Origin of the sequence: Mycobacterium innocens, from assembly GCF_900566055.1 — a bacterium.
GTDB lineage: Bacteria > Actinomycetota > Actinomycetes > Mycobacteriales > Mycobacteriaceae > Mycobacterium > Mycobacterium innocens.
The window spans coordinates 1-23,798 of the sequence record NZ_UPHQ01000191.1; the positions used below are offsets into that span (position 1 = coordinate 1).

The 23,798-nt window shown below is 64.4% G+C and carries 19 protein-coding genes and 3 pseudogenes; 6 read left to right on the forward strand and 16 right to left on the reverse strand.

Annotated elements, in window-relative coordinates; translation table 11 throughout:
* Window positions 1-170 (forward strand): annotated as a pseudogene (locus EET03_RS31740) (ATP-binding protein); the annotation flags it as partial.
* Window positions 171-200: 30 nt separating this feature from the next.
* Here EET03_RS31740 and EET03_RS18555 read toward each other — a convergent pair.
* Window positions 201-917 carry an IS3 family transposase gene (locus EET03_RS18555; protein WP_082274373.1) on the reverse strand — a complete coding sequence of 239 codons (717 nt, stop codon included), beginning with the start codon at window positions 915-917 and terminating at the stop codon, window positions 201-203.
* Window positions 918-1,848: 931 nt separating this feature from the next.
* Here EET03_RS18555 and EET03_RS18560 point away from each other — a divergent pair.
* A complete protein-coding gene (locus tag EET03_RS18560) occupies window positions 1,849-3,156 on the forward strand; it encodes a PPE family protein (RefSeq protein ID WP_075540663.1) in 1,308 nt (435 codons plus the stop codon).
* Between the two features lie 155 nt (window positions 3,157-3,311).
* On the opposite strand, the gene EET03_RS18565 is transcribed toward EET03_RS18560, so the two are convergent.
* The 11 genes from EET03_RS18565 to EET03_RS18615 form a co-directional block, all read right to left on the reverse strand.
* Entirely contained in the window at window positions 3,312-4,514 is a 1,203-nt protein-coding gene (locus tag EET03_RS18565) for a dihydrolipoamide acetyltransferase family protein (RefSeq protein WP_075540664.1), read from the reverse strand.
* Window positions 4,511-5,572 carry an alpha-ketoacid dehydrogenase subunit beta gene (locus EET03_RS18570; RefSeq protein WP_075540665.1) on the reverse strand — a complete coding sequence of 354 codons (1,062 nt, stop codon included), beginning with the start codon at window positions 5,570-5,572 and terminating at the stop codon, window positions 4,511-4,513. The genes EET03_RS18565 and EET03_RS18570 overlap by 4 nt, the downstream gene beginning before the upstream one ends.
* Before the next feature lie 10 nt (window positions 5,573-5,582).
* Entirely contained in the window at window positions 5,583-6,674 is a 1,092-nt protein-coding gene (gene pdhA / locus EET03_RS18575) for a pyruvate dehydrogenase (acetyl-transferring) E1 component subunit alpha (RefSeq protein WP_075540666.1), read from the reverse strand.
* A gap of 323 nt (window positions 6,675-6,997) precedes the next feature.
* Window positions 6,998-7,819: an HpcH/HpaI aldolase/citrate lyase family protein gene (locus EET03_RS18580; protein WP_075540667.1), complete on the reverse strand. Its 822-nt coding sequence runs from the start codon at window positions 7,817-7,819 to the stop codon at window positions 6,998-7,000.
* Window positions 7,816-8,373: a MaoC family dehydratase gene (locus EET03_RS18585; protein ID WP_099193652.1), complete on the reverse strand. Its 558-nt coding sequence runs from the start codon at window positions 8,371-8,373 to the stop codon at window positions 7,816-7,818. Before EET03_RS18585 ends, EET03_RS18580 begins: the two co-directional genes overlap by 4 nt.
* Window positions 8,370-9,536 carry an acyl-CoA dehydrogenase family protein gene (locus tag EET03_RS18590; RefSeq protein WP_075540668.1) on the reverse strand — a complete coding sequence of 389 codons (1,167 nt, stop codon included), beginning with the start codon at window positions 9,534-9,536 and terminating at the stop codon, window positions 8,370-8,372. The genes EET03_RS18585 and EET03_RS18590 overlap by 4 nt, the downstream gene beginning before the upstream one ends.
* Window positions 9,533-11,506, reverse strand: coding sequence for an acetyl/propionyl/methylcrotonyl-CoA carboxylase subunit alpha (locus EET03_RS18595; protein ID WP_075540676.1), 1,974 nt, complete (start codon window positions 11,504-11,506; stop codon window positions 9,533-9,535). Before EET03_RS18595 ends, EET03_RS18590 begins: the two co-directional genes overlap by 4 nt.
* 4 nt (window positions 11,507-11,510) lie before the next feature.
* Window positions 11,511-13,091: a carboxyl transferase domain-containing protein gene (locus tag EET03_RS18600; RefSeq protein ID WP_075540669.1), complete on the reverse strand. Its 1,581-nt coding sequence runs from the start codon at window positions 13,089-13,091 to the stop codon at window positions 11,511-11,513.
* Window positions 13,088-13,735, reverse strand: a complete 648-nt coding sequence (locus EET03_RS18605; RefSeq protein WP_075540670.1) for a CoA transferase subunit B — start codon at window positions 13,733-13,735, stop codon at window positions 13,088-13,090. The genes EET03_RS18600 and EET03_RS18605 overlap by 4 nt, the downstream gene beginning before the upstream one ends.
* A gap of 61 nt (window positions 13,736-13,796) precedes the next feature.
* Window positions 13,797-14,540, reverse strand: coding sequence for a CoA transferase subunit A (locus EET03_RS18610; RefSeq protein WP_075540671.1), 744 nt, complete (start codon window positions 14,538-14,540; stop codon window positions 13,797-13,799).
* Window positions 14,541-14,663: 123 nt separating this feature from the next.
* Window positions 14,664-16,307, reverse strand: coding sequence for an AMP-binding protein (locus EET03_RS18615; protein ID WP_075540672.1), 1,644 nt, complete (start codon window positions 16,305-16,307; stop codon window positions 14,664-14,666).
* Window positions 16,308-16,415: 108 nt separating this feature from the next.
* Here EET03_RS18615 and EET03_RS18620 point away from each other — a divergent pair, with 108 nt between their 5' ends.
* A complete protein-coding gene (locus EET03_RS18620) occupies window positions 16,416-17,057 on the forward strand; it encodes an SACE_7040 family transcriptional regulator (RefSeq protein WP_075540673.1) in 642 nt (213 codons plus the stop codon).
* Here EET03_RS18620 and EET03_RS33085 read toward each other — a convergent pair.
* Window positions 17,054-18,087: pseudogene (locus tag EET03_RS33085) on the reverse strand (LLM class flavin-dependent oxidoreductase). The gene EET03_RS18620 and the pseudogene EET03_RS33085 sit on opposite strands and share 4 nt — an antisense overlap.
* A 247-nt stretch (window positions 18,088-18,334) precedes the next feature.
* Here EET03_RS33085 and EET03_RS18635 point away from each other — a divergent pair.
* The gene (locus EET03_RS18635) at window positions 18,335-19,126 is read left to right on the forward strand and encodes an MmpS family transport accessory protein (RefSeq protein WP_099193654.1); all 792 of its coding nucleotides are present in this window, start codon (window positions 18,335-18,337) and stop codon (window positions 19,124-19,126) included.
* Here EET03_RS18635 and EET03_RS18640 read toward each other — a convergent pair.
* Window positions 19,123-20,463: an MFS transporter gene (locus EET03_RS18640; protein ID WP_063469828.1), complete on the reverse strand. Its 1,341-nt coding sequence runs from the start codon at window positions 20,461-20,463 to the stop codon at window positions 19,123-19,125. The genes EET03_RS18635 and EET03_RS18640 overlap by 4 nt on opposite strands.
* A gap of 202 nt (window positions 20,464-20,665) precedes the next feature.
* Here EET03_RS18640 and cmrA point away from each other — a divergent pair, with 202 nt between their 5' ends.
* Entirely contained in the window at window positions 20,666-21,475 is an 810-nt protein-coding gene (gene cmrA / locus EET03_RS18645) for a mycolate reductase (RefSeq protein ID WP_075542231.1), read from the forward strand.
* Between the two features lie 234 nt (window positions 21,476-21,709).
* Here the strand turns inward: cmrA and EET03_RS18650 are convergent.
* Both EET03_RS18650 and EET03_RS29870 read right to left on the reverse strand, forming a co-directional pair.
* Window positions 21,710-22,022, reverse strand: a pseudogene (locus tag EET03_RS18650) (PE family protein).
* 79 nt (window positions 22,023-22,101) lie between these two features.
* Window positions 22,102-22,368, reverse strand: coding sequence for a hypothetical protein (locus EET03_RS29870; RefSeq protein WP_136625726.1), 267 nt, complete (start codon window positions 22,366-22,368; stop codon window positions 22,102-22,104).
* A 403-nt stretch (window positions 22,369-22,771) separates the two neighbouring features.
* Here EET03_RS29870 and EET03_RS32755 point away from each other — a divergent pair, with 403 nt between their 5' ends.
* A complete protein-coding gene (locus EET03_RS32755; protein WP_341868763.1) occupies window positions 22,772-23,659 on the forward strand; it encodes a radical SAM protein in 888 nt (295 codons plus the stop codon).
* Window positions 23,660-23,798: the final 139 nt, after the last annotated feature.

Genomic DNA, 23,798 nt, shown 5'->3' on the forward strand with positions numbered 1-23,798 from the left:
CCACCGAATGGCTCACCATGACCGCCGATACGCTCCTAACCCAATCAGCCATCGACCGGCTGACCTCCACCGCACACACACTCGTCATCGAAGGACCGTCCTACCGCCAACGCGCCCGGCCTCAGCGCGACCAAGTTGACCCCAACACCAAACACGAGCATCCTCAATAACGCGCCACGGTGGTCCCATCCCCCTGGCAATCAGGTGGTCCCATCACCCTGGCAAGCGACATAGTATTCGTGTTTGAACGTCGACCACAGCGACTCCGAACCGCTATTGTCCCAACAGATCCCGGTCGCCCCCATCGACCTGCGCAGACCGGCCTCAGCGCAAGCCCGCACCATCGCCTGCGCGGTGAATTGAGCCCCGCGGTCACTGTGCATGATGGTGCCACCGACATTGCCCTCGCGCACCGCGACCGCCTGGGCCAGCGCATCGGTGACCAGCTCGGTGAGCATGTGATCGGCCACCGACCAGCCCAGTACCCGTCGTGAATGCTCGTCGCGCAGCGCACATAAGAACATGTCGCCTTCCCCGCACGTCAGGTAAGTGATATCCGAACTCCACACGGCATCACATCGACCCTGATCGAAGTGTCGATTGACCAGGCCAGCCGGGAACGACGCGGTCGGATCGACGATCGTGGTGCGCACTTTGAACGTGCGCGGGCTGATCCCGACAACACCGATCTCGGCCATGATCTTGGCGACCGTCTTCTCCGACACCACCTCGCCGGCGGCGCGCAAATCAGCGGTGATCCGGGGCGAGCCATACACCCCGGCGGATTCGCGATGATGGTCGATGATCTTCACAGTCAGGTCGGCCTTCCGCTGCTCTCGAGCGCCTAATTCTGTTGTTACCGAACGCTTCACATGCTTGTAGAAGCCAGAGGTAGACACCTCCAGAAGCCGTGCCATCCGGGTGATCGCATCTACGCCGCGCACCCCGTCTCAGGTCGGTCCCCGCAACGGCGCCGTGACCGCAGCGAGCACCTCTGCTCCGTGATCAGTATTCACGCGCATGTTCGTGTGGTTGACGTTTTCGTCAGCACTCAACCTTCGATGATGCGACGGCCCGGGCGCGACCAAGACACGTCAGCATTTCTGGGCTTTCCTCGTTCCGACCCTCGCTCGCAAGGGCTCCGATGTCCCCCAGTCGGCGGACGTACGACCCCCCACCCGGGGGGTTTGATTTTCCCCCGTCCGGGGGATGGTTGCGCTGCGGTCCAGCCGCTCATCATGGTTGCGTATAGCCATTCATGTGTATTGTCAACCAGTCAAATGTATCGGATTGGTAACCCCGACAACGCGGTACCCAGCGTTGTCCGGCAAGCGCACATGGCGACGCACTCGCGGCCGGGTGACCGCAGTCCTACCGAAAGGTTGCGAGCACATGTTTCCGGACGACCACCTAGACGACCCAAGCCCCAAGACGGGCGCCCAGCCGTCGCAACCAACTTCGACCCAACCTTGATCGCCACCCGACCGCCCACATCGCGGCGCCGCATCTACACGTCCGGTGTGGCGTTGGGAGCACTGGCACTCACGTGCACGGAATCTCCCTGGCAAACGCGACCGCGCACCTTGACAAGGACAGCAACACATTGGCGGCGCGTGTCATGTGCCGGTTAGATCCGTGTCCCCACCGGCGGATGCCGGTGGGTGAGATGCGTTCGGAAAGCATGGCGGCTGTGTTGTTGAGCTTGCCGCCGGAGCCTTGGGCCGCTGCCGTCGCCACGGTAGCAACGAGGGTGACACCCCACAACGCCGCAGGCTTGGCGCGGTCGGCAAGTGACGCTGCCGGTGATCAGTGGGCACTGGCCGGGTACGGGGTTTATGGCGGTTTGTCATGACCGCGCCGATCTGGTTGGCGTCGCCGCCGGAGGTGCATTCGGCGTTGCTGAGCGCAGGTCCAAGTCCGAGTTCGCTGTTGACGGTGGCCGCGGGGTGGTCGTCGCTGAGTGCTGAGTATGCGTCGGTGGCCGAAGAGCTCTCAACGGTGTTGGGCGCCATGCAGGCGGAGGCGTGGCAGGGTCCGAGCGCCGAGATATGCGTGGGTGCCTATGCGCCGTTTGTGGCGTGGTTGATGCAGGCCAGTGCCGATAGCGCTACCGCTGCCGCTGCGCACGAGTCTGCGGCCGGGGCCTATGCTACGGCGTTGGCCGCGATGCCGACATTGGGCGAATTGACTGCCAACCACGCGGCCCATGCTGTGCTGGTCACGACGAATTTCTTCGGCATCAATACGATCCCGATCGCGCTGAACGAGGCCGATTACGTGCGGATGTGGATCCAAGCCGCTACCACGATGAGTGTCTATGAGGGGTTCAGTACCACCGCATTGACCTCGGCGCCGCGCACCCCGCCGGCACCCGTGATCATCAAATCCTGCACCGGCGAGATCAGCGACATCGCGGCAATTGGTCAGGCCCTCGGCTATGACCCGTTTCCACTATGGACTTTGCTGTGGGGCTTAATGGAAACTATGCTGATAGAGATCATCGGCGTTCCATTTTTCACGCTCTTTGTAATTTCGGTGATAATTCTATCGCCGTTATGGCTGTTTGCCGCTGTCTTAGCCGAATTGCTTGGGTACTCGGCTTTCGCGGCGAATATATTACAGTATCTGAGCCTCACGTGGTTTACTATCGGAGTGATGGCTCTCGCCTTCATGATGATGCCTTTTGTGCTGGGCTATGACATCGCCAATGCGGTGATCTACTGGATCACGCACCTGAGCGTAGGGATTGTTTCGACGCTGGCGAGTCCCCTGGCGGCCGAAGCGGCGCTGTCGGCTTCAGTGGCTGCTGCCGCCATGAACGCGAGCACCATGTCGGGTGCGGTTGCCGCACCTGTGACGGGCGCGGCCGTCGGCGGTGTGGAGCCGCTGGCGGTTATGTCGGCGCCATTGGCGGCAACGTCTATGGTCTCGGCGTCGGGAGGTGCTCCGGGACACGACATCGGCGGATTCGCGGAGCCGCCAATGGCTGCCGAGCGAGGCGTCGGCACGTTGGGTTTTGCCGGGACCGTGTCCAAGGGGTTCGTTACGCAGGCTGCTGGTTTGACAACGGTTGGAGGTGGTCAGTTGGGTGAGCCCCCGCAAGTGCCGATGTTGCCGGCGTGTTGGAATCCTAATATGGTTTGCTCAGGCAATTAGGGATCGTGATGAAATGACGACGATTTTTGGACAGTTCGGGTCACACGATTACGGCTGTCATGCCGAACCGCTCCTCGTTCGGCGCGGGCTTCATCGACCAGGAGTGCCGACTTGGGAGTCGTGCCACCAAGACCGCACGGCACACTGACTTTTCGTTAGAGGTCCAACAATGCTGTCGCCGGCGACTCGATCAGGTCACGTAGTTCGCACAGGAACCGGGCCACCTGGGCGCCGTCGGCCACGCGGTGGTCGAAAACGCATGTCAACGTCATCGTCGGCCGGGCGACGATCTCGTTGCCGACGGCCACCGGCCGCGCCTTGATGGCTCCCATCCCGAGGATGGCCGCTTCGGGATGGTTGATCACCGGCACACCGTCGTCGACGCCCAACGCCCCGAAGTTCGACACGGTAAACGTCGAACCACCCAACTCGGCCGGGGCGAGCGTGCCTTCGCGCGCACCGCTGATCAATTCGGCTGTACGGCAGGCAAGTTCGCGGGTGGTCAGTTGTTCCGCGTCGGTGATCACCGGGACCAGCAGTCCCCGCTCGGTGGCCACGGCAAACCCCAAATGCACACGACGGTAGCCATGCACCTGCGGGCCGGAAGCCGAGTCAACCCACGTCGAATTGAGAACCATGTGATGGCTCAAAGCGATAACAACAAGACGCAGTGTCAGCACGAATGGTGTGATGTCCCCGCAGCCAGTGCGAAGCGTCTCAGACAGCTCCAACAAACCGCTGCAGTCAACCTGCACGCTGGCTTGCGCATCGGGGATCTCCTTGTGAGACTTAATCATTCGCTGCGCCATCCGGGCCTGCACACCACGCACCGGCCGTACGTCCGCATCAATCCCGGACACATGAGCTGCGGCGAGAACGTCCGCGCGGGTGATCACCCGGGCGACGTCCGGCCCGCGCTGCAGTGCGGCCAGATCAACCCCTAATTCCTTGGCCAGCTTGCGCGCCGACGGCACCGCGCGCGGCCGAGCCGGCCGAGTGCCTCGTCTACTGCTGTCGAAATCCGCGTCGGTCCCATACCCCACCAGCGTCGGTGCGCCGGCCTCACCATCGCCAACCATTGCTGCCGCCATTGCCCGATCCGGTGCGGTATCGATGCGCACCAACATCGCGCCCACCTGGAGGACATCACCTTCGGCGCCACCGATCTCGACGATCCGCCCGGCGAACGGGCTGGGGATCTCGACCTGCGCCTTGGCGGTCTCTACCGAGCACAGGGCCTGGTTGAGCTGCACGTCCTCACCCACCGAGACGTTCCAGGACGTCACCGTGACTTCGTCGAGTCCCTCCCCAAGGTCGGGAACCAGAAAGTCCTTGATCCGCTGCGGTTCGGGGTTCACGGCTGCCCCAAAACCCGCTCCACGCAGTCCAGCAACCGATCCGGGCCGGGAAGCCACGCCTTCTCCAGACGTGCCGGTGGATACGGAGTGTCGAAGCCGCAGGCGCGCAGCACCGGAGCTTCCAAGTCGTAGAACAACTCTTCCTGAATACGAGCGGCCAGCTCCGCACCATAGCCCACATTTCGTGGCCCCTCGTGCATCACCACACACCGTCCCGTCCGGCTGATCGATTCCGCGATGGTGGCGAAGTCCAACGGCACCAACGAACGCAAATCAACAATCTCGAGATTCCAACCTCGTTGCCGCTCAGCGACATCCGCGGCTGCGAGCGCCGTACCCACTAAGCCACCGTAGGTCAGCACGCTGACATCGCCACCGGCCCGCCGCACGACGGCCCGCCCGATCTGGGCCCCCGGCTGGCTGGTATCGACGACCCCGCGAGCCCAATACCGGCGCTTCGGCTCCAAGTACATCACCGGGTCGGGGCAGACGATGGCATGCCGCAACAGCCAGTAGGCATCCGACGGCTCCGACGGAACGACCACCTTCAGACCCGCCGTGTGGGCCCAATAAGTTTCGGTGGACTCCGAATGATGTTCGGCCGAGCCGATACCGCCAAACGACGGAACCCGGACCGTGACCGCCATGTCTACCTGACCGCGGGTGCGGAAGCGATACTTGGCCAAGTGGCTGACAATCTGGTCGAACGCCGGGTAGGTGAAGCCGTCGAACTGAATCTCGGGCACCGGCACAAACCCACGCAACGCCAACCCAACGGCGATCCCGATCACCGCGGACTCCGCCAGCGGTGTGTCGAAACAACGGGCTTCGCCAAATGTTTCAGCCAGTCCTTCGGTCACCCGGAATACCCCGCCCTGGGTCGCTACATCTTCACCGAAGACCAGGACCCGCTCGTCGGCGACCATCGCGTCGTGCAGTGCGCGGTTGATCGCTTGCACCATGGTCATCGGGTGCGGCGCCGGCCCCAGCGGTTGAGCTAACTGCGACAGCGGCAGCCTTTCCTCCGAGGGGGTTGGGCGATCGGCAAGCTGAGTCATGGACGCCTCCCTACTCGGTCCGCGCCAGTTCGGCGCGCAACTGCCGGCGCTGCGCTTCCAACTCCGGCGTGATGTGGGCGTAGACCGCGGTGAAAAGTTCGTCGACATCGAAATCGGGCGCGTCGAACACGGCATCACGCAGTTCGGCCCGTTGCCCCGCCGAACGGGCGGCGACCCGGTCCTCGAGGCTCTGCGACCACAGCCCCAGGCCCTGCAGGTAGCGTCGAAAGCGCGGAATCGGGTCCAGAGCCAGCCACCGATCCAGCTCCTGCTGGTCGCGATACCGGGTCGGGTCGTCGGCGGTGGTGTGTGGGCCGAGGCGATAGGTCACCGCCTCGATCAGGCTGGGACCGTTACCGGCTCGGGCCCGCGCGGCGGCCTCGGCCATCACCGCATAGCACGCCAGCACATCGTTGCCGTCCACTCGGATGCCGGGCATGCCATAGCCAATTGCCTTGTGCGCGATGGAAACAGCGGCCGTCTGCTTTCGGACTGGCGTCGATATCGCCCACTGGTTGTTCTGCACGTAGAACAGGCACGGCACCCGGAATACGCCCGCGAGATTCAGCGCCTCGTGGACGTCGCCCTCGCTGGTGGCGCCGTCGCCCAGGAAGGCGACAGTCACCGAGTCCTCGCCGAGACGTTGGGCGGCCATCGCGGCGCCGACGGCGTGCAATGTCTGGGTGCCGACCGGAACGGACATCGGAGCGCAGCATTTTGTCGTGAATTCCAGCCCGCCATGCCAGCTTCCGCGCCATGCGGCGCCCACGTGTCCGGGCGGGATACCGCGCACCAGGTATACGCCCAATTCGCGGTATTGCGGAAACAACCAGTCGGTCGCGCGCAGGCATGCGGCCGCTCCCACCTGGGCAGCCTCCTGGCCGCGACAGGGTGTGAACAGCGCCAATTCGCCCTGGCGCTGCAGGTTGACGAACTCGTCGTCCAGCTCCCGGGTGACCACCATCATCTCGTAGAGCCAGCACAGTGTTTCCGTGGACAGATCACGGCTGTACCGCTCTTCCGCGGTCGGTGTGCCGTCTGGGCCTACGAGTTGCACCGGCTCGAGGTCGACCGTCATCGGTGTCTGACTCTTCCGAGCCATACCGCCTCCTCAGCTCACGCGGTTACGCCGTGGTGAGGATGCCGCCGGGCAGGCCGCATCTTCGCGTCGGCGCGCGTGGTGCGGCGGGTCGATAGCAAAAGCTGAGCCAGCAGCTGCTTCGAGCCGGAGTCAGCAGCTGGCTGAACATTCGGCTCGGATCGCCGCAACACTGGCGCTTCTCCCATTATGCTCCCAAATCCGAAGACACCGGGCTGATCGGCTGCGCCGGTGCGGACGTGTCGGGAGCACCCCAACTGGTCAGACGAGGCCGCCCGGCGCGGTCCGACGGCCGCGCCTCGGGACCGCCGACAGCAAAGCCGTCGTCACCCGAGTGCGGACTCCCCCGCCCGCCGCAACAGCATTTCCGCGTGCCGCAGCACCGGTGAGTCGACCATCTGCCCCTCGAACGCGAACACCCCGCGCTCGTTTCGCGAGGCGGCCAGCACTCGCCGCGCCCAGTCAAGCTTCTCGTCGCTGGGTCGATACGCCTTGCGCACCACCGGGACCTGGCTCGGGTGAATGCACACTGTCGCGTCGAAACCCACCGTGGCAGCGTCGATCGCCTCCTGCTGCAAGCCCTCGACGTCGCGGATATCCAGGTGCACGGCATCCAGGGCCAAACGGCCGAACGCGGACGCCGCCAGCAGAATCGTTGACCGCACGTGGCGGGCCACATCCCGGTAGGCGCCGTCCGCGCGCCGGCTGGAGCTGCCGCCCAGGGTGGCGATCAGGTCCTCGGCCCCCCACATCATTCCCACGGTGCCGTCGGCGGCGGCGATCTCGGCGGCAAATACCGCACCGCGCGCCGTCTCCACCAGCGCGATGACGTCGCGCGGTGCGAGCGCGGCCACCTGTGCCGCCGACTCGGCCTTGGGCAGCATCACCGTCGGATACGCGGTGGCGGCCAAGGCCTCCAAGTCACGGGCCTGCTCATCGGTACCGGCCGCGTTGATGCGCACCACGGTGCGTTCGGGATCCAGCGGGTTATCACGCAGCGCTTGACGCGCAGCAGACTTCTCCGCTTGGGCCACACCGTCTTCGAGATCGAGGATCACCACGTCACCGGCAGCGGCGGCCTTGGTGAAGCGCTCCGGGCGGTCGGCCGGGCAGAACAGCCACCCCGGGCCCGCGGCGCGCAGGTTCATCGCGCCTCCTCGACCGGCCGTTTTTGGACCAACGTGGTGCGCACCGCGCGGGCGACTACCTCGCCGTGCTGATTACGTGCAGTGTGCTCCAGGGTGACAATGCCTTCGCCGGGACGGCTTTTCGACTCCCGCTTGCCGGTGCACACCGTCTCGGCGTACAGGGTGTCGCCGTGAAAGACCGGCTTGGGAAACGACACCTCCGAGAAGCCGAGGTTGGCCACGATGGTACCGAGCGTCAGCTGCGACACGGACAGCCCGACCATCGTCGAGAGGGTGAACATCGAGTTCACCAGCCGCTCACCGCGGAAACCCGGTTGCTCGGCAGCCCAGGCCGCGTCGAGATGCAGCGATTGGGTGTTCATCGTCAGGGTGGTGAACACGACGTTATCTGCCTCGGTGACGGTGCGTCCGGGCCGGTGCAGGTAGGTGCTGCCGATCTCGAACTCTTCGAACCACAAACCTCTCTGGACAATCCTTGCGCCGACAGTGGATTCTGCGACGCGACTCGCCGATGTGGCGTCGCCAGGTTCACGCTCGCCGGCCGGTCCGCTCACGACAGCCCCAGTGATCGTGCGATCAGCATCAGCTGCACCTCGGTGGTGCCCTCACCGATCTCGAGGACCTTGCTGTCGCGGTAGTGACGCGCCACCGGGTATTCGTTCATGAAACCGTAGCCGCCGTGAATCTGGGTGGCGTCGCGGGCGTTGTCCATCGCCGCTTCCGAGGAGACCATCTTGGCAATCGCCGCCTCCTTCTTGAAGGGCTTGCCCGCCAACATCTTTGCCGCGGCCTCGTAGTATGCCGTGCGCGCGACATGGGCCCGCGCTTCCATCCGCGCGATCTTGAAGCTGATCGCCTGATAGGAACCGATCGGCTGGCCGAACGACTGACGCTCCTTGGCGTACTTGACGCTCTCGTCGACGCAGCCCTGCGCCGCCCCGGTCGCCAGCGCGGCAATTGCGATACGGCCCTCGTCGAGAATCGACAAGAAGTTGGCATAACCCGTTCCCTGGACGCCCAGCAGGTTTTCGGCCGGCACGCGGGCATCGGTGAAGGTCAGCGGGTGGGTGTCCGACGCATTCCAGCCGACCTTGTTGTAGACCGGCTCGACGGTGAATCCCGTTGTGCCGCTGGGCACGATGATCGTCGAGATCTCCTTCTTGCCCTCGGCCACGCTTCCGGTGACCGCCGTGACGGTGACCAGCGAGGTGATGTCGGTGCCCGAGTTGGTGATGAACTGCTTGCTGCCGTTGATGATCCACTCGTCCCCCTCGAGGCGAGCGGTGGTGCGGGTGCTGCCCGCGTCGGAGCCCGCACCGGGCTCGGTCAGTCCGAAACCGGCCAGCGCACGGCCGGCGGTCAGATCCGGTAACCACTTGCGTTTCTGTTCTTCGGTGCCGAACCGGAAAATCGGCATCGCACCCAGACCCACCGCGGCCTCCAAGGTGATGGCCACCGACTGGTCGACCTTTCCGAGTTCTTCCAGCGCCAGCGCCAACGCGAAATAGTCGCCGCCCATGCCGCCGTAGTCCTCGGGGAACGGCAAGCCGAACAGCCCCATCTCACCCATCTTGGCGACCACTTCGTACGGGAAGCTGTGCTCCTCATCGTGTTTGGCCGAAACCGGCGCGACCACGGTGCGCGCGAAGTCGGCCACCGTGTCACGAAGGTCTTGATATTCCTTGGGCAGCGTTCCCGCGGTAATCATTGTCGTCATGATCCTTGATCCTTGATCCTGGCCAACACCTGGTCGACCTTCACCTGCTCCCCGACGGACACCAGCACCTCCAGCTGCCCCGAAACCGGTGCGGTGAGCGCGTGTTCCATCTTCATCGCCTCGACCACCACCACCACGTCGCCCTCGGCAACCTCGGCGCCGGAGGCAGACTGCACCGCGATGACGTTGCCGGGCATGGGGCTGACGACTTCGGCTTGCCGCTCGCCGGCAGCGCGATGAATCTTGCGCTCTTCGGCCTCGCGGATATGCCAGGTTCCGCGCTCGTCGGCGATCCAGAGGTGGCGGTCGGCCTCGGCCCAACGGTAGTCACGGCGCATCCCGTTCAGCGTCACGCTCATCCGGTCCCGCTCGAGTTGCACACTGGCGCCCATGGTTTCACCGTCGCCGACCTGAACCCGGGCCGCCTCCGGCAAGCCCCACACCGACACCGTCTCGGTACGCAGCGGAGTCTGCATCGCGGTTCGCACCGGGGCGCCGCCGCCACCGACTCGCCATCCACTCGGGGCGGCCCACAGGTCGCCCGCAGCTTGGCGAGCCAGCACCCACTGCACGTAGAGGCCACCCGCCGCGAACACGTCGTCGGGCGCCGCCAGCGGCGCAAAGTCGGCGACCCGCTCGTCCAGCAGTGCGGTGTCCAAATCCCCGGACTGCATCCGCTCGTCAGCGAGCAGGAATCGCAGGAATTCGACATTGGTCTGCACGCCCAGGACCGCGGTGTGCGCCAGCGCCTGGTCCAGCCGCGCCAGCGCCTGCTCGCGATCGGCCCCGTGCGCGATCACTTTGCTCAGCATCGGGTCGTAGTCACTGCCGACCATCGTGCCGGCCAGCAGCGACGAGTCCACCCGCACACCGGCACCGGCGGGTTCGATCACCCGCAGCACCCGCCCACCGGTGGGCAGAAAGCCGCGTGCGGGATCCTCGGCGTACACCCGGGCCTCGATCGCATGTCCGGAAAGTTCGATGTCGTCCTGTGCAAATGGCAGCTTCTCGCCGGCAGCCACCCGTAGCTGCCACTCGACGAGATCCAGCCCGGTGACCGCCTCGGTGACCGGGTGTTCCACTTGCAGGCGGGTGTTCATCTCCATGAAGAAGAACTCGTCGGGACGCTCGGCGGAGACGATGAATTCGACCGTTCCAGCCCCGACGTAGTCGACGCTGCGGGCGGTGTTGCAGGCGGCGGCGCCGATTCGCGCCCGCGTCTGAGTGTCGAGCAGCGCCGACGGCGCTTCCTCGATGACCTTCTGATGGCGGCGCTGCAGGCTGCATTCACGCTCGCCCAGATGCACCACGTTGCCGTGCGTGTCGGCAAGCACCTGCACCTCGATATGCCTGGGCCGCATTACGAATCGCTCCAAGAACAGCGTGTCGTCACCGAAGGAGGAGCCGGCTTCACGACGCGCACTCACCAACGCGTCACGCAGCCGCGCCGGGTCCTCGACCAACCGCATACCCTTGCCGCCACCGCCCGCGGACGGCTTGATCAGCACCGGATAGCCGACCTCGTCGGCCGCCGCCACCAGGTCGTCGTCGCTGAGCCCCGGCTTCGCAACACCGGGTACCACCGGCACGTCGAAGGCGGCGACCGCGTTCTTGGCGGTGATCTTGTCGCCCATCACCTCGATCGCGTGCGTCGGCGGCCCGAGGAAAACGACCCCGGCGCGCTCGCAGGCCGCCGCGAAATCGGCGTTCTCGGAAAGGAACCCGTAGCCGGGGTGGATCGCCTGCGATCCGGTGCGCGCGGCGGCGTCGAGCACCTTGTCGATGTCCAGGTAACTCTCACGCGCCGGGGCGGGCCCAAGCCGTACCGCCTGGTCGGCTTCCAGCACATGCCGCGCTCCGGCGTCGGGGTCGCTGTAGACGGCCACCGAGCGGATACCCAGCCGGCGCAGGGTGCGGATCACCCGTACCGCGATCTCGCCGCGGTTGGCCACCAATACCGTGTCAAACATCACGTCACATCCGGAAGACGCCGTAGGAAACCGGTTCCAGCGGTGCCCGGGAACACACTGAAAGAGCAAGCCCGACAACAGTTCTAGTATCAGCCGGGTCGATGATACCGTCGTCCCACAGGCGGGCGGTCGAATAGTAGGGGTTGCCCTGGTACTCGTACTGCTCACGAATCGGCGCCTTGAACGCCTCCTCATCGTCAGCAGACCAGGGCGTGCCGGCCGCGGACAGCTGCTCGCCGCGCACGGTGGCCAGCACCGACGCCGCCTGCTCACCGCCCATCACCGAGATCCGCGCATTCGGCCACATCCACAAGAAGCGCGGCGAGTAGGCCCGTCCGCACATCGAATAGTTGCCGGCGCCATAGGATCCGCCGATCACGACGGTCAGCTTCGGCACGCGGGCACAGGCCACGGCGGTGACCATTTTGGCGCCGTGTTTGGCGATACCGCCCGCTTCGTAGTCACGGCCGACCATGAACCCGGCGATGTTCTGCAGGAACAGCAACGGGATCTTCCGCTTGTCGCACAGTTCGATGAAATGCGCCCCCTTGAGCGCGGATTCGCTGAACAAGACGCCGTTGTTGGCGACAATGCCGACGGGGTGTCCGTGGATGCGGGCAAAGGCGGTAACCAGGGTCTTGCCGTATTTCGCCTTGAATTCCGTGAATTCGCTGCCGTCGACCAGTCGCAGGATGACCTCGTGGACGTCATAGGGCACCCTCGGGTCCGGGGGCACGACGTCGTAGAGCTCGGCCTGCGGGTATTTGGGGTCCACCGCACGCCCCACATCCCACTGAGCCGGACCGCGGGGCGCGAAGGTGGCCGCGATGGAGCGCACGATCCGCAACGCATGTTCGTCGTCGTCGGCGAGATGGTCGGTGACACCCGATATCCGCGAGTGCAAGTCGCCGCCGCCGAGCTCCTCGGCCGTGACGATCTCGCCGGTGGCGGCCTTGACCAGTGGCGGACCGCCCAGGAAGATGGTGCCCTGCTCGCGGACGATGACGGCCTCGTCGCTCATCGCCGGCACATAGGCGCCGCCGGCCGTGCAGGAGCCCAGTACCGCCGCCACTTGCGGAATTCCTTTGGCGCTCATGGTCGCCTGGTTGTAGAAGATCCGCCCGAAATGCTCGCGGTCGGGAAACACCTCGTCCTGGCGTGGCAGGAAGGCGCCGCCGGAGTCGACCAGGTAGATGCACGGCAGTCGATTCTGCAGCGCAATCTCCTGGGCGCGCAGATGCTTCTTGACCGTGATCGGGTAGTAGGTCCCGCCCTTGACCGTCGCGTCGTTGGCGACCATCACGCACTCGCGCCCGGATACCCGGCCGATTCCGGTGATGATCCCCGCGCCCGGCGACTCGTCGTCGTACATCCCGTTGGCGGCCAAGGGAGCCAACTCCAGGAACGGGCTGCCCGGATCGAGCAGCCGATCCACCCGTTCCCGGGGCAACAGCTTGCCACGGCTGACGTGACGCTCTCGGGCGCGTTCGCTGCCGCCCAATGCAGCAATGGCGAGCTTGGTGTTCAACTCGGTAACCAGCCGGCGGTGCTGGTCGGCGAAGGACGGTGCGGCGACGGCGGTCACGGGGTAACCAGATCCCGCAATATGAGCCGTGGTTCGGTTCTCGCCACGACTTCTTCGACCGTCACGTCGGGCGCGGTCTCGATCAAATGCAGGCCGTCGTCGCAGACATCGATGACTGCCAATTCCGTGACGATGCGGTCCACGCAGCCCACGCCGGTCAACGGCAACGTGCACCGCTCGACGATCTTGGGACTGCCGTCTTTGGCCGCATGCTCCATCATCACGATCACTGTGCGGGCGCCGTGCACCAGGTCCATCGCGCCGCCCATGCCCTTGACCATCTTGCCCGGGATCATCCAGTTAGCGAGGTCGCCGGTGACCGAAACCTGCATGGCGCCAAGCACCGCGACGTCGAGATGGCCGCCGCGGATGATGCCGAAAGAGGTCGACGAGCCGAAGAACGCCGCGCCCGGCAGCGTGGTCACCGTCTCCTTGCCGGCGTTGATCAGGTCGGCATCGAGGTCCTCGGACTTGGGATATGGCCCGACGCCCAGGATCCCGTTTTCGGAGTGCAGGACAACGGTCACGCCCTCGGGAATGTGGTTGGGAATCAAGGTGGGCATTCCGATGCCGAGGTTGACATACTGGCCGTCTCGGAATTCGGCGGCCACCCGTGCGGCCATCCCGTCTCTGCTCCAAGTCATTTGGCGCCACTCTCCCCCGCAATCGGGAGGTGCCCCCACTGCATCGTCGTCGGCGCGGTCATCAACGCACCGTCTCCTTCTCTATCCGCTTGGCGGGATTGGGCACGTGTACCACCCGCTGCACGAACACACCCGGGGTGTGCACCATCGCCGGGTCGATCTCACCCGGTTCGACGAGGTGTTCCACCTCGGCAATCGTGATCCTCCCCGCGGGCGCGCACTCGGGGTTGAAGTTCGCGGCGGCGTAGCGGTACACCAGGTTGCCGTGCCGGTCCCCTTTCCAGGCATGCACCAGCGCGAAGTCGGTGCGGATTCCCCGCTCCAAAACATGTGTGACACCGTCGAACTCGCGAGTCTCCTTGGGGGGAGAGACCACCGCAACCGCACCCGACGCGTCGTAGCGCCACGGCAGCCCGCCGTCGGCGATCTGGGTACCCACGCCGGCCGGCGTGTAGAAGGCCGGGATGCCCATTCCGCCGGCGCGCAGCCGCTCGGCCAGCGTGCCCTGCGGGGTGAGTTCGACCTCGAGTTCGCCGGCCAGGAATTGACGAGCGAACTCCCTGTTCTCCCCCACATACGAGGAGATAGTCCGACGAATTCTCTTGTGTTCCAACAATACCCCCAGACCAACCCCGTCGATGCCGCAGTTGTTCGACACCGTTTCCAGGTCAGTGACACCGCTGTCCACCAGCGCCGAGATCAACGCGTCCGGGATGCCGCACAGCCCGAACCCGCCGACCGCCAGGGAGGACCCGTCGGTTATGTCCGCTACCGCTTCGGCGGCGGTAGCCACCACCTTGTCCATTACTTGCAGAGTCTCCTCGCTGTTCGGCCGGCTGGATTTCTTCAGTTAATCTTCATTAACCGGGGCATGACAATACCATCGCCCGCGCGGCGGGTAAAGGGACGGTAACCAGCATCCGGATCCTCACCCTCGACCTCGCAGGTAGTCGATTGCCTGTTGACGCAATTCGACTTTGCGGATCTTGCCGGTGACGGTCATGGGGAATTCGTCGACGATCCGCAGATACCGCGGAATCTTGAACCTGGCGATTCGGCCTGCACAGAATTCGTGTAGCCGCGCGATGGTCAACCGCGGTGCGCCGTCCCGCAGCTTGACCACCGCCATGAGCTCTTCGCCCATGCGGTCGTCGGGCACGCCGACGACGTGGGCGTCGACGACGTCGGGGTGGGTGTGCAGGAACTCCTCGATCTCGCGGGGCGAAATGTTCTCACCACCGCGGATGACAATGTCCTTGATCCGGCCGGTGATCTGCACGTACCCGCATGCGTCCATAGCGGCCAGGTCTCCGGTATGCATCCAGCCGTCGGCGTCGATCACTTCTGCGGTCCGTTCCGGGTCATTCCAGTAACCGGCCATCACCGAATAACCTCGGGTGCAGAACTCACCGGGGACGCCGCGGGGCACGGTCTCGCCGGTGACCGGCTCCACCACCTTGATCTCCAGATGCGGCCCCACCCGGCCGACCGTGCTCACCCGGCGGTCCAGGGAATCATCGGTACGGGTCTGGGTGGAGACCGGAGACGTTTCGGTCATGCCGTAGCAGATTGAGATCGCCGGCATATGCATCTGTTCGATCACCGAGCGCATCACCCCGACCGGGCACGTCGAGCCGGCCATGATCCCGGCACGCAGGCTGGTGAGGTCGTAGTCGGTGAAGTCCGGCAGTCCAAGTTCGGCGATGAACATGGTCGGCACGCCGTAGAGGCTGGTGCACCGTTCGGTCTGGACGGCCCGCAGGGTGGCGGCGGGGTCGAACCCGGGTGCCGGGATCACCACGGCAGCGCCGTGGCTGGTGGCCGCCAGATTGCCCAGCACCATGCCGAAGCAGTGATAAAACGGCGCCGGGATGCAGATCCGATCGTCGGCGGTGTAGTCGAGCAGCTCCCCCACGAAATATCCGTTGTTGAGGATGTTGCGGTGGCTGAGCGTGACACCTTTCGGATGACCCGTTGTGCCAGAGGTGTATTGGATGTTGACCGGGTCACTGCCGGTCAGTGTCGCCGTGATCTGTTGCAGCACAGCCGAATCGGCCTGCGCGTCGGCCAGCTCGTCCCACCGATCGCTGTCCATGAACACCGCTTCCCGCAAGTCCGGGCAATCAGGTGCCACTTCGGCCAATATCGCCCGGTAATCCGCATCCTTGAAGCCCGGCGCGGCGATGATCATGCGGACTCCGGATTGCCTTAGCGCATAACGCAACTCGCTGGATCGGTAGGCCGGATTCACGGTCACCAGGATGGCGCCGATTTCTGCGGTCGCGTATTGCACCAACACCCACTCCCACCGGTTGGGCGCCCAAATCCCCATTCGGTCGCCTACGCCGATCCCTGCGCGCACCAGTCCGGTTGCCAATCTCCGAACGTCCGCCAGGAATTCGGCATAACTCCAGCGCCGCCCGGCATGCACGTCGACCAGCGCGTCCCGCTGTCCGTGCCGGGAGGCGGTCTCGGCGAGATTGACGCCGATGGTGGTCTCCAGCAGGGCGGGCACGTTGGGACCTCGCTCATAAGAAAGGGCGCTGTGGTCTGCAGCCCCGTTGGCTGCCACGGTTCCTCCGCCTGCCGCTTACCGCGTACGGGTTAACATCGACTAACTCGTGCTACGTTAGTGACGATTAACCGAAGTGTCCAGGACGAGTTTTCTACGGAGGCCGTCATGACAGCGTCCGCTCCGGACGGCCGGCCCGCTCAACCTGAAGCCCCGAGTCGCCGCAGTCAGTTGAAGTCGGACCGACGTCTGCAGCTGTTGTCGGCTGCTGAACGGCTATTCGCCGAACGCGGTTTTCTCGCAGTGCGGTTGGAGGACATTGGTGCCGCGGCGGGCATCAGCGGTCCGGCGATCTATCGGCACTTCCCCAACAAAGAGTCGCTGCTCGTTGAATTGTTGGTCGGCATCAGTTCCCGGCTCCTCGCCGGCGCCCGCGATGTGACGGCCCGCGGTTCTGATCCGGCCGTAGCGTTGGATGGGCTGATTGATTTTCATCTCGACTTTGCGCTGGGTGAACCGGATCTCATCCGAATCCAGGACCGTGACCTTGCGCACCTGCCGGCAGCAGCCGAACGACAGGTGCGCAAAGCGCAGCGCCAGTACGTGGAGGTCTGGGTGGGGGTGTTGCGCGAGCGTGATCCCGACCTGGCCGAAGCAGATGCGCGGCTGATGGCGCACGCCGTGTTCGGGCTGCTGAACTCCACACCGCACAGCATGAAATCGGCCGATGCCAGATCGGCGCGGGTAATGCGTTCCCGCACCATCATGCGTGCCATGACCGTGGCGGCGCTGCGAGTCACTGACCGCTAGCGTTCAGGGTCGGCCGAGAGGCCGGGAGGCCGGGAGGCCGGGATCACATACTTGGCGAAAAGCCGCATCTGCTCCAGCATTTCGCTCACCGTATTAGCGACGAACAACGTGGCGTAGAACCCGTCCAGCCCGGCGCGTTCGAACGCAGCTACCTTGGCGCACACCTGCTCCGGCGTGCCGATGAGATTGTCGGCCACGTACTTGTCCAGACTCACGCCTTTCATCACGGTGTCCCGCAAGGAGGTCCGGAACAGCTCGAATGTCGACCGCTCCAGGCGCTCACGTGCTTTCTCGGCAGTCGGAGCCAGGCACACGACCGTCTGCGATCCAATCGTCACGTCGGCGGGATCGCGGCCCGCGGCTCGGGCGAATTTCGCGACTTCGTCTCGACCATAGGCTATTTCGTCCGGGCCGAGCTTGGCCGGCAGCCAACCCTGACATTGCTCCCCCGCCCGGCGAATGGCGCCCTTGGCATTGCCGCCAGAGAAGATCGGCAACGGCGACTGGACCGGCTTGGGATACGACTCGATATCGCAGAATCGGCGGTACCGGCCCAGGTCGACCGACGCTGCCCAAACAGAATGCGCAACGCCTCGATGCCCTCGGCCATCAGCCGGGTGCGCGACGCGTCCGCCAGATCCGGTGCTACCGATTCGAATTCCTCCCGGTACCCGCCTGCTGCTACCGCCAATGTGACGCGCCCGCCGCTTATCTGATCCAGTGTGGCGACCTGCTTGGCCAGCAGCACCGGCTCACGCATCGGCAAGACGAGGATCCCGGTAGCCAACCGCGCCACCGATGTCTTGGCCGCGATCGTCGCCAGCATCATCAGCGGCTCGAAGTAGTCCGGTGGGACCGACCACGCCTCGCGCACGAACCGTTGGGTGCTCAGATGATCATTGCCGGCGACCTCGTGAAAACAGAGCGCCTCCGCCTCGACGGCGATCCGAATCACCTCGTCGGCCGTGGCGAACGAAACCGGGTAGGCCATCCCGGACAGACACGTCGGTACGTCGATTCCGAATTTCATGCCGTTCACCCCAGTTCCTGACACCGCCGCGCGAAGGTTGCCGCGCTACCGTGGACACCTTCTTCAGCGGTTGTTGAAGAAAACAATATCCGGCTCGTACGAAGACATCAACCGTTGCTGAAGAATGCGGTGGTGGCTGCCCCGAGCCGAGGCGAGTAGGGGCTCCGTCCGGCACGGCGTTACCGCCGGAGCGGTGCGGCGGCACCGCCGCCCAACTCTTAGGTACCCTTCAAACCATGAGGTGGGCATGAACGATCCACGCCGACCCCAGCGGTATGACCCCCCCCAACCGGGGCCCCCACCCACGTGGCCGCAGGGTCCCGTAAATCCGTCGCCCGTCGACCCGGCTTACGCCGGCCAGGCGCCCTATGCGCCCACCTATAGCGGCCACATTCCCCAGTGGGCGCCCGGCGCCTACGAACCGAACCCGACCCAACAATTACCGCCCCAATATTGGCAGCAGGACCACCCGGAGCAGGGCGAAGTGCTTCACGGGGTCGCGCCACCGCCGCACGGTCCGAGCACGCCGCGATGGTTGTGGGTCGCTGCCGGCGCGGCCGTCCTGCTAGTCGTCGGGTTGGTCATCGCGTTGGTGATCGCGAACATGTCGGTCAAGAACCAGACGGCTGTCGAGCCCCTGCCGCCGATGCCCACCCCGAGTTCCACACTCAAGCCGCCGACGACACGAACACTGACACCAACACCCAGCATCGTGCCGGCGCCCACAACGACGGGAGGCTCTGGCACGCCCACCGAGACGCCCACCCCCGGCGCGATGCAGACCGTCGTCTACAACGTCACCGGCGAGGGCCGCGCGATCAGCGTGACCTATACCGATACCGGTGACGTCATACAGACCGAGTTCAACGTCGCGCTGCCGTGGAGCAAAGAGGTGAGCCTGCCCAAGTCTTCCCTTCACCCCGCGAGCGTCACCATTATCAACATCGGCCACAACGTGACCTGCTCGGTGACGGTGGCCGGAGTTCAGGTACGCCAGCGCACCGGGGTGGGCCTCACCATCTGCGACGCCTCCGGCTAACTCGACTCGGTTACCGCTTCGGTGGCTATGACGACGCTGCGGCGCGGAACGCGCACCGCCAGCATGGCCAGCAGGCCCACCAGCAACACCAGGCAGATACCGCCCAACCCGGCACGGACCGCGCTGAACACATCAACGAAGACCGAAAACAACCACGGTCCCAGGAACGCCACCGCCCGGCCCGTCATCGTGTACAGCCCGAAGGCAACCCCCTCCTTGCCATGCTGAGCCATGCGCAACAACAATGCGCGCGCCGACGACTGCGACGGTCCGATGAAAAGACACAGCAGCAATCCGCATACCCAGAACGCCACCGCACCGGAGAGCGCCATCAACGTCAGTGCCGCGGCCAAGATCGCGGCCAGCGACGCAACGATGACCGGCTTGGAACCGAGGCGGTGGTCAACCAATCCGCCCAGCACCGCCCCGACAGCGGCCACCACACTTCCGGCTACCCCGAACACCAGGACGTCGGCCTGGGTAAGCCCGTACACGTTGACACCCAGTACCGCACCGAAGGCAAACATGGCCGCCAGCCCATCCCGGAAGATCGCGCTGGCAACGAGAAAGTAGACCAGGTTGCGGTCGCGGCGCCATTCAGCGGTGATGTCCGTCCACAGCTTTCGATAGGCACCCAGCATGCTCGTATTCGGGCGAGGCACTCCAACGGAATCGGGCAGTCTATGCGCGACGAACAACAGCGGCAGAGCCAGCAAGGCCAGCCACGCCGCGGCCAACAGCATCGCCGCCCGGACGTTGAGTCCGTCATGGGCGGACAGGTGCAGCAACCCACGAACGTCACCGGCGCCGGCCATGAAGCCCACATAGACCAACAACAGCAGCAGGACACTTCCGACGTAACCCGCTGCCCACCCGAAGCCAGAAATCCGGCCGGCCGTCTCCGGTGTCGAGAGCTGGCGCAGCATCGCGTTGTACGGAACGCTGGCCAGGTCACTGCACGACGCCGTCGCCGCCAACAACGCCAACCCAGGCCATAGGTAACCGGGGCTATCGCGAATCAGAAACATCGCAGCGGTCAGGCCCACGGCCAGGCCCGTCAAGACGCCCAGCGTCACCCGCCGCCGATGCGGGGATTCGACCCACACACCCACCACCGGAGCCAGCAGCGCAATGGTCACCCCGGCGGCGGCTCCGGCACGACCCAGCCAACTCGCCGGCGAGCTACCGCCGGGCATGCCCTCCCCCACGGTGCTGGTCAGATAGACGGAGAACACGAAGGTGGTCACGATCGCGTTCAGGCCCGTAGAACCAGAGTCCCACAGCGCCCAGGCCACTACCCGAGATCGCACATATGTGCCCAAACCCCGGTTGGTCATGTCCGGCACTCTATTTGATTCGTGTTGGCAGCGACCCGCAGCGCCCGACTCCATCGCGCTTGCGATCGCTGCCGATTTGATTCGTGTTGGCAGCGACCCGCAGCGCCCGACTCCATCGCGCTTGCGATCGCTGCCGATTTGATTCGTGTTGGCAGCGACCCGCAGCGCCCGACTGCCCATGCTCCTTGTCTACGATTGGCGCATGCCGATACCCGCTCCGAGTCCCGACGCCCGCGCCGTTGTCACCGGAGCTTCGCAGAATATCGGCGAGGCGCTGGCCACCGAGTTGGCCGCACGCGGACACAGTCTGATCGTCACCGCACGCCGCGAAGCCTTGCTGACCGAACTGGCAGCCCGCCTGACCGACAAGTATCGCGTCGCTGTCGAGGTGCGGCCGGCCGATCTCGCCGACCCGGATGAGCGGACGAAGCTGTGCGACGAACTAGCGGCACGGCACATCTCGATCCTGTGCGCCAACGCGGGCACAGGGACATTCGGTCCGCTCGCGTCGCTCGACCCGGCGGGCGAAAAAGCTCAAGTACAGCTGAATGCCGTTGCGGTGCACGACCTCACCTTGGCGGTGCTGCCCGGCATGGTCGAGCGCAAGGCTGGCGGCATTTTGATTTCCGGCTCGGCAGCAGGAAATTCGCCAATCCCGTACAACGCGACCTATGCGGCCACTAAAGCCTTCGCCAACACCTTCAGCGAATCGTTGCGCGGTGAACTACGCGGGTCCGGTGTGCATGTCACGCTGCTGGCACCAGGACCGGTGCGTACCGATTTGCCCGATGAGGCCGAGGCGTCGCTGGTCGAAAGGCTGGTGCCGGAGTTTTTGTGGATCTCGACGGAGCACACCGCCCGGGTATCGCTGGATGCCTTGGAGCGCAACAAAATGCGCGTGGTTCCCGGCCTGACGTCGAAGGCCATGTCGGTGGCAAGTCAGTATGCGCCGCGCGCCATCGTCGCGCCGATCGTCGGCAGCTTCTACAAGAAGCTCGGGGGCGGGCAGTAACAGGACACGGTAGCCGGTCTCGGCGGCATCCGCGATCGACCACACCAGCGGGTGAGTGAGCGAGATCAACTGCAACCGGTATCGAACACTACCCGGCTCCAGAGACAGGGTCGGCCGATTATCGGGGGACCTGCCATACGAACCCGCGGCCGCCAGCAACGAGGCAAGATCCCAGACGGGCGTTGAGCAACGTCGACTGCACCTGCGGCGGCGCGGCCATCCACACCGGTTCCGTCATGCCAAGCCGCCAGCACCCAGATAAGTCGCGGCCGCCGCAGCATCACCGGCCGCATAACTGGCGCCGGATTCGCCCACACCGACTCCAGAACGGCCCAGCTCTTCGACTGCTTCAGCGGCCACCGCAACATGCTCATTACCCAGCGCGCTAAACCCGATCCCAGTCTGTAGCGACACCGGATCAGCCGCCGGCGGCACCACCGACGTAATCACCGGCGCCGCGGCAGCATGTGCAGCCGGCAAACGAGCGGTCAGCGCTTCCACCGCAGCACTGGCCGCCGCCAAACCCAGGAACTACCCGCAACGTCATTACTGCGCCCCTTCCAACACGTGTGGCGATCCGGTTTAGACTAGGAGAATTTCGACAACTCAGTCGATCGATATTGTCGCTAGATCCATAAATTTGAATTACCACGACTAATCGCTTGACCTAACGAAAAGTTCTCGATATGGTTTCGGACACGCAATGAAGCGCGGGTGGCGAAAATCTGCGAACACTCAGACCACACGCTAGTGAGCAATAAGCCGTAGCGGCGGACAATACAGCTGTCTGGTGTGCGGAAATGCGCCATGTGGATCGGCTCGTCGCGCCGATCGAACACATATCGGCTCACCGACGCGACATCGTCGCCGGGCCGGCCCAGGGGCAGGGCCATGCACCAATTTAATCCCCCGCGGGTGGTATCTCCGATGTTCACACGAAGAATCCACACCGACCCCCAACTGTGACGCCGGAAGGATGGACTGGATATCCGAGCATTAATGACCCTACGAACAGTGCCTTAGCAATGGCGAGGTCGATGTGACATCTGATGTATTACCGCTAAACGATGAGCCCGGTACCGCATTCCCAACGAGATCCCAACAACGCGGCAGCCTGCTGCGCCCGGTCGACTGGATCAAACCGTCGATTGACCGGCACAGTTCTTTCGAGCGTCGGTTGTTGTTCGAGAATTTCACGATCGCTGGTTTCAAAGACCTAGAAGCGGAGCTGGAGAGTCAGTTTCGGGTGGCGCCGACGGACACCGTTTGTTATCAGCTCGCAACTACTCTTGCTCAATGCATGCCCACTGCTCGCTCGCTGCGCCGGGCCGACCAACTGTTGATGCGGGCCACGCGTCCTGGTTGCGAACTATCGGAAGAGCTGCGGCAGAGCGCTCTCGATGTCCACCGCAGTGTTCGCGCGATCCACTCGAATGGGAACATATTCTTGAGTTTGTCGACCATGCTCACACGTGTGGTCTTTATGTTGGCATCGATACCGTGGGATACAGTCTCACGCCCGAGATGGCCAAAGCGCTGAGTGGAAGGGTTTCTTATTTGGGACTACCGCTCGATGGCGGTCGAGAAGACGTAATCGCAGATTTCCGCAAAGGAAAAAGTGATCGGTTCGCGAAGATTCTACACGCAATTAGTGTTTGCGCAGCATATAGTATACCGATCAAAGTGAACACGACCGTTACAACGGGCAATGTTGATGACTTGGAGAACATCGCACGAACGTTGTCCAATTTTGACGCGGTGTTCGCCTGGCATCTGTTTCAATGGTGGGACCTGCGATCGCCACGAGCTCTGCGAGAACGAATGCAGATCGATCAGTCGGGTTTCCAGGAACGGGTACTGCAATTGCAACAAACCTACCCCCGGTTGAGAATAGCGTCCGGCACGATTGACAAGCGGGCGCGAACCCATTTCTTCGTCTCGGCCAATGGCGAAGTCTACACCTTCGACTCGGGCGCTCTTTCAACCATTATCATCGGCGACGTCCGCACACACACGATAGCCGAATTGGTTGCCTCCCCAGCCCTTAGCAAGCATTCGCCGAAGTTCTTGCGCACCTTCCCGCGTAGCCACCCGAAGCAGCCGTGCATTCCGCAACACACAACCTCCGGCGTCGGCGTGCCTCCCGCTTCGCGGACCAGACCTCAAAATTTCATGCGGGTGTAGGTGACGCCGTGATGTGGGGCCGGCGACGCTTGTTGATCTTGATTTCGTGGTGCCGGGTAGGTTTCGGCGCCGCGTGTCGTGCGGTGACGCCGGGTTCCAGGTCCCGGTGGGGTTCGCTGCTTCCTGGGGTAGTCGCGAC

Bases quoted from the DNA above. Each gene is read 5' to 3' on its own strand.
- EET03_RS18555 (WP_082274373.1), bottom strand. From the start codon at position 917: ATGGCACGGCTTCTGGAGGTGTCTACCTCTGGCTTCTACAAGCATGTG.
- EET03_RS18560 (WP_075540663.1), top strand. From the start codon at position 1,849: ATGACCGCGCCGATCTGGTTGGCGTCGCCGCCGGAGGTGCATTCGGCG.
- EET03_RS18570 (WP_075540665.1), bottom strand. From the start codon at position 5,572: ATGACTCAGCTTGCCGATCGCCCAACCCCCTCGGAGGAAAGGCTGCCG.
- pdhA (WP_075540666.1), bottom strand. From the start codon at position 6,674: ATGGCTCGGAAGAGTCAGACACCGATGACGGTCGACCTCGAGCCGGTG.
- EET03_RS18580 (WP_075540667.1), bottom strand. From the start codon at position 7,819: ATGAACCTGCGCGCCGCGGGCCCGGGGTGGCTGTTCTGCCCGGCCGAC.
- EET03_RS18590 (WP_075540668.1), bottom strand. From the start codon at position 9,536: ATGACGACAATGATTACCGCGGGAACGCTGCCCAAGGAATATCAAGAC.
- EET03_RS18595 (WP_075540676.1), bottom strand. From the start codon at position 11,506: ATGTTTGACACGGTATTGGTGGCCAACCGCGGCGAGATCGCGGTACGG.
- EET03_RS18605 (WP_075540670.1), bottom strand. From the start codon at position 13,735: ATGACTTGGAGCAGAGACGGGATGGCCGCACGGGTGGCCGCCGAATTC.
- EET03_RS18610 (WP_075540671.1), bottom strand. From the start codon at position 14,540: ATGGACAAGGTGGTGGCTACCGCCGCCGAAGCGGTAGCGGACATAACC.
- EET03_RS18620 (WP_075540673.1), top strand. From the start codon at position 16,416: ATGACAGCGTCCGCTCCGGACGGCCGGCCCGCTCAACCTGAAGCCCCG.
- EET03_RS18635 (WP_099193654.1), top strand. From the start codon at position 18,335: ATGAACGATCCACGCCGACCCCAGCGGTATGACCCCCCCCAACCGGGG.
- EET03_RS18640 (WP_063469828.1), bottom strand. From the start codon at position 20,463: ATGACCAACCGGGGTTTGGGCACATATGTGCGATCTCGGGTAGTGGCC.
- cmrA (WP_075542231.1), top strand. From the start codon at position 20,666: ATGCCGATACCCGCTCCGAGTCCCGACGCCCGCGCCGTTGTCACCGGA.
- EET03_RS29870 (WP_136625726.1), bottom strand. From the start codon at position 22,368: ATGGCCCTGCCCCTGGGCCGGCCCGGCGACGATGTCGCGTCGGTGAGC.
- EET03_RS32755 (WP_341868763.1), top strand. From the start codon at position 22,772: ATGCATGCCCACTGCTCGCTCGCTGCGCCGGGCCGACCAACTGTTGAT.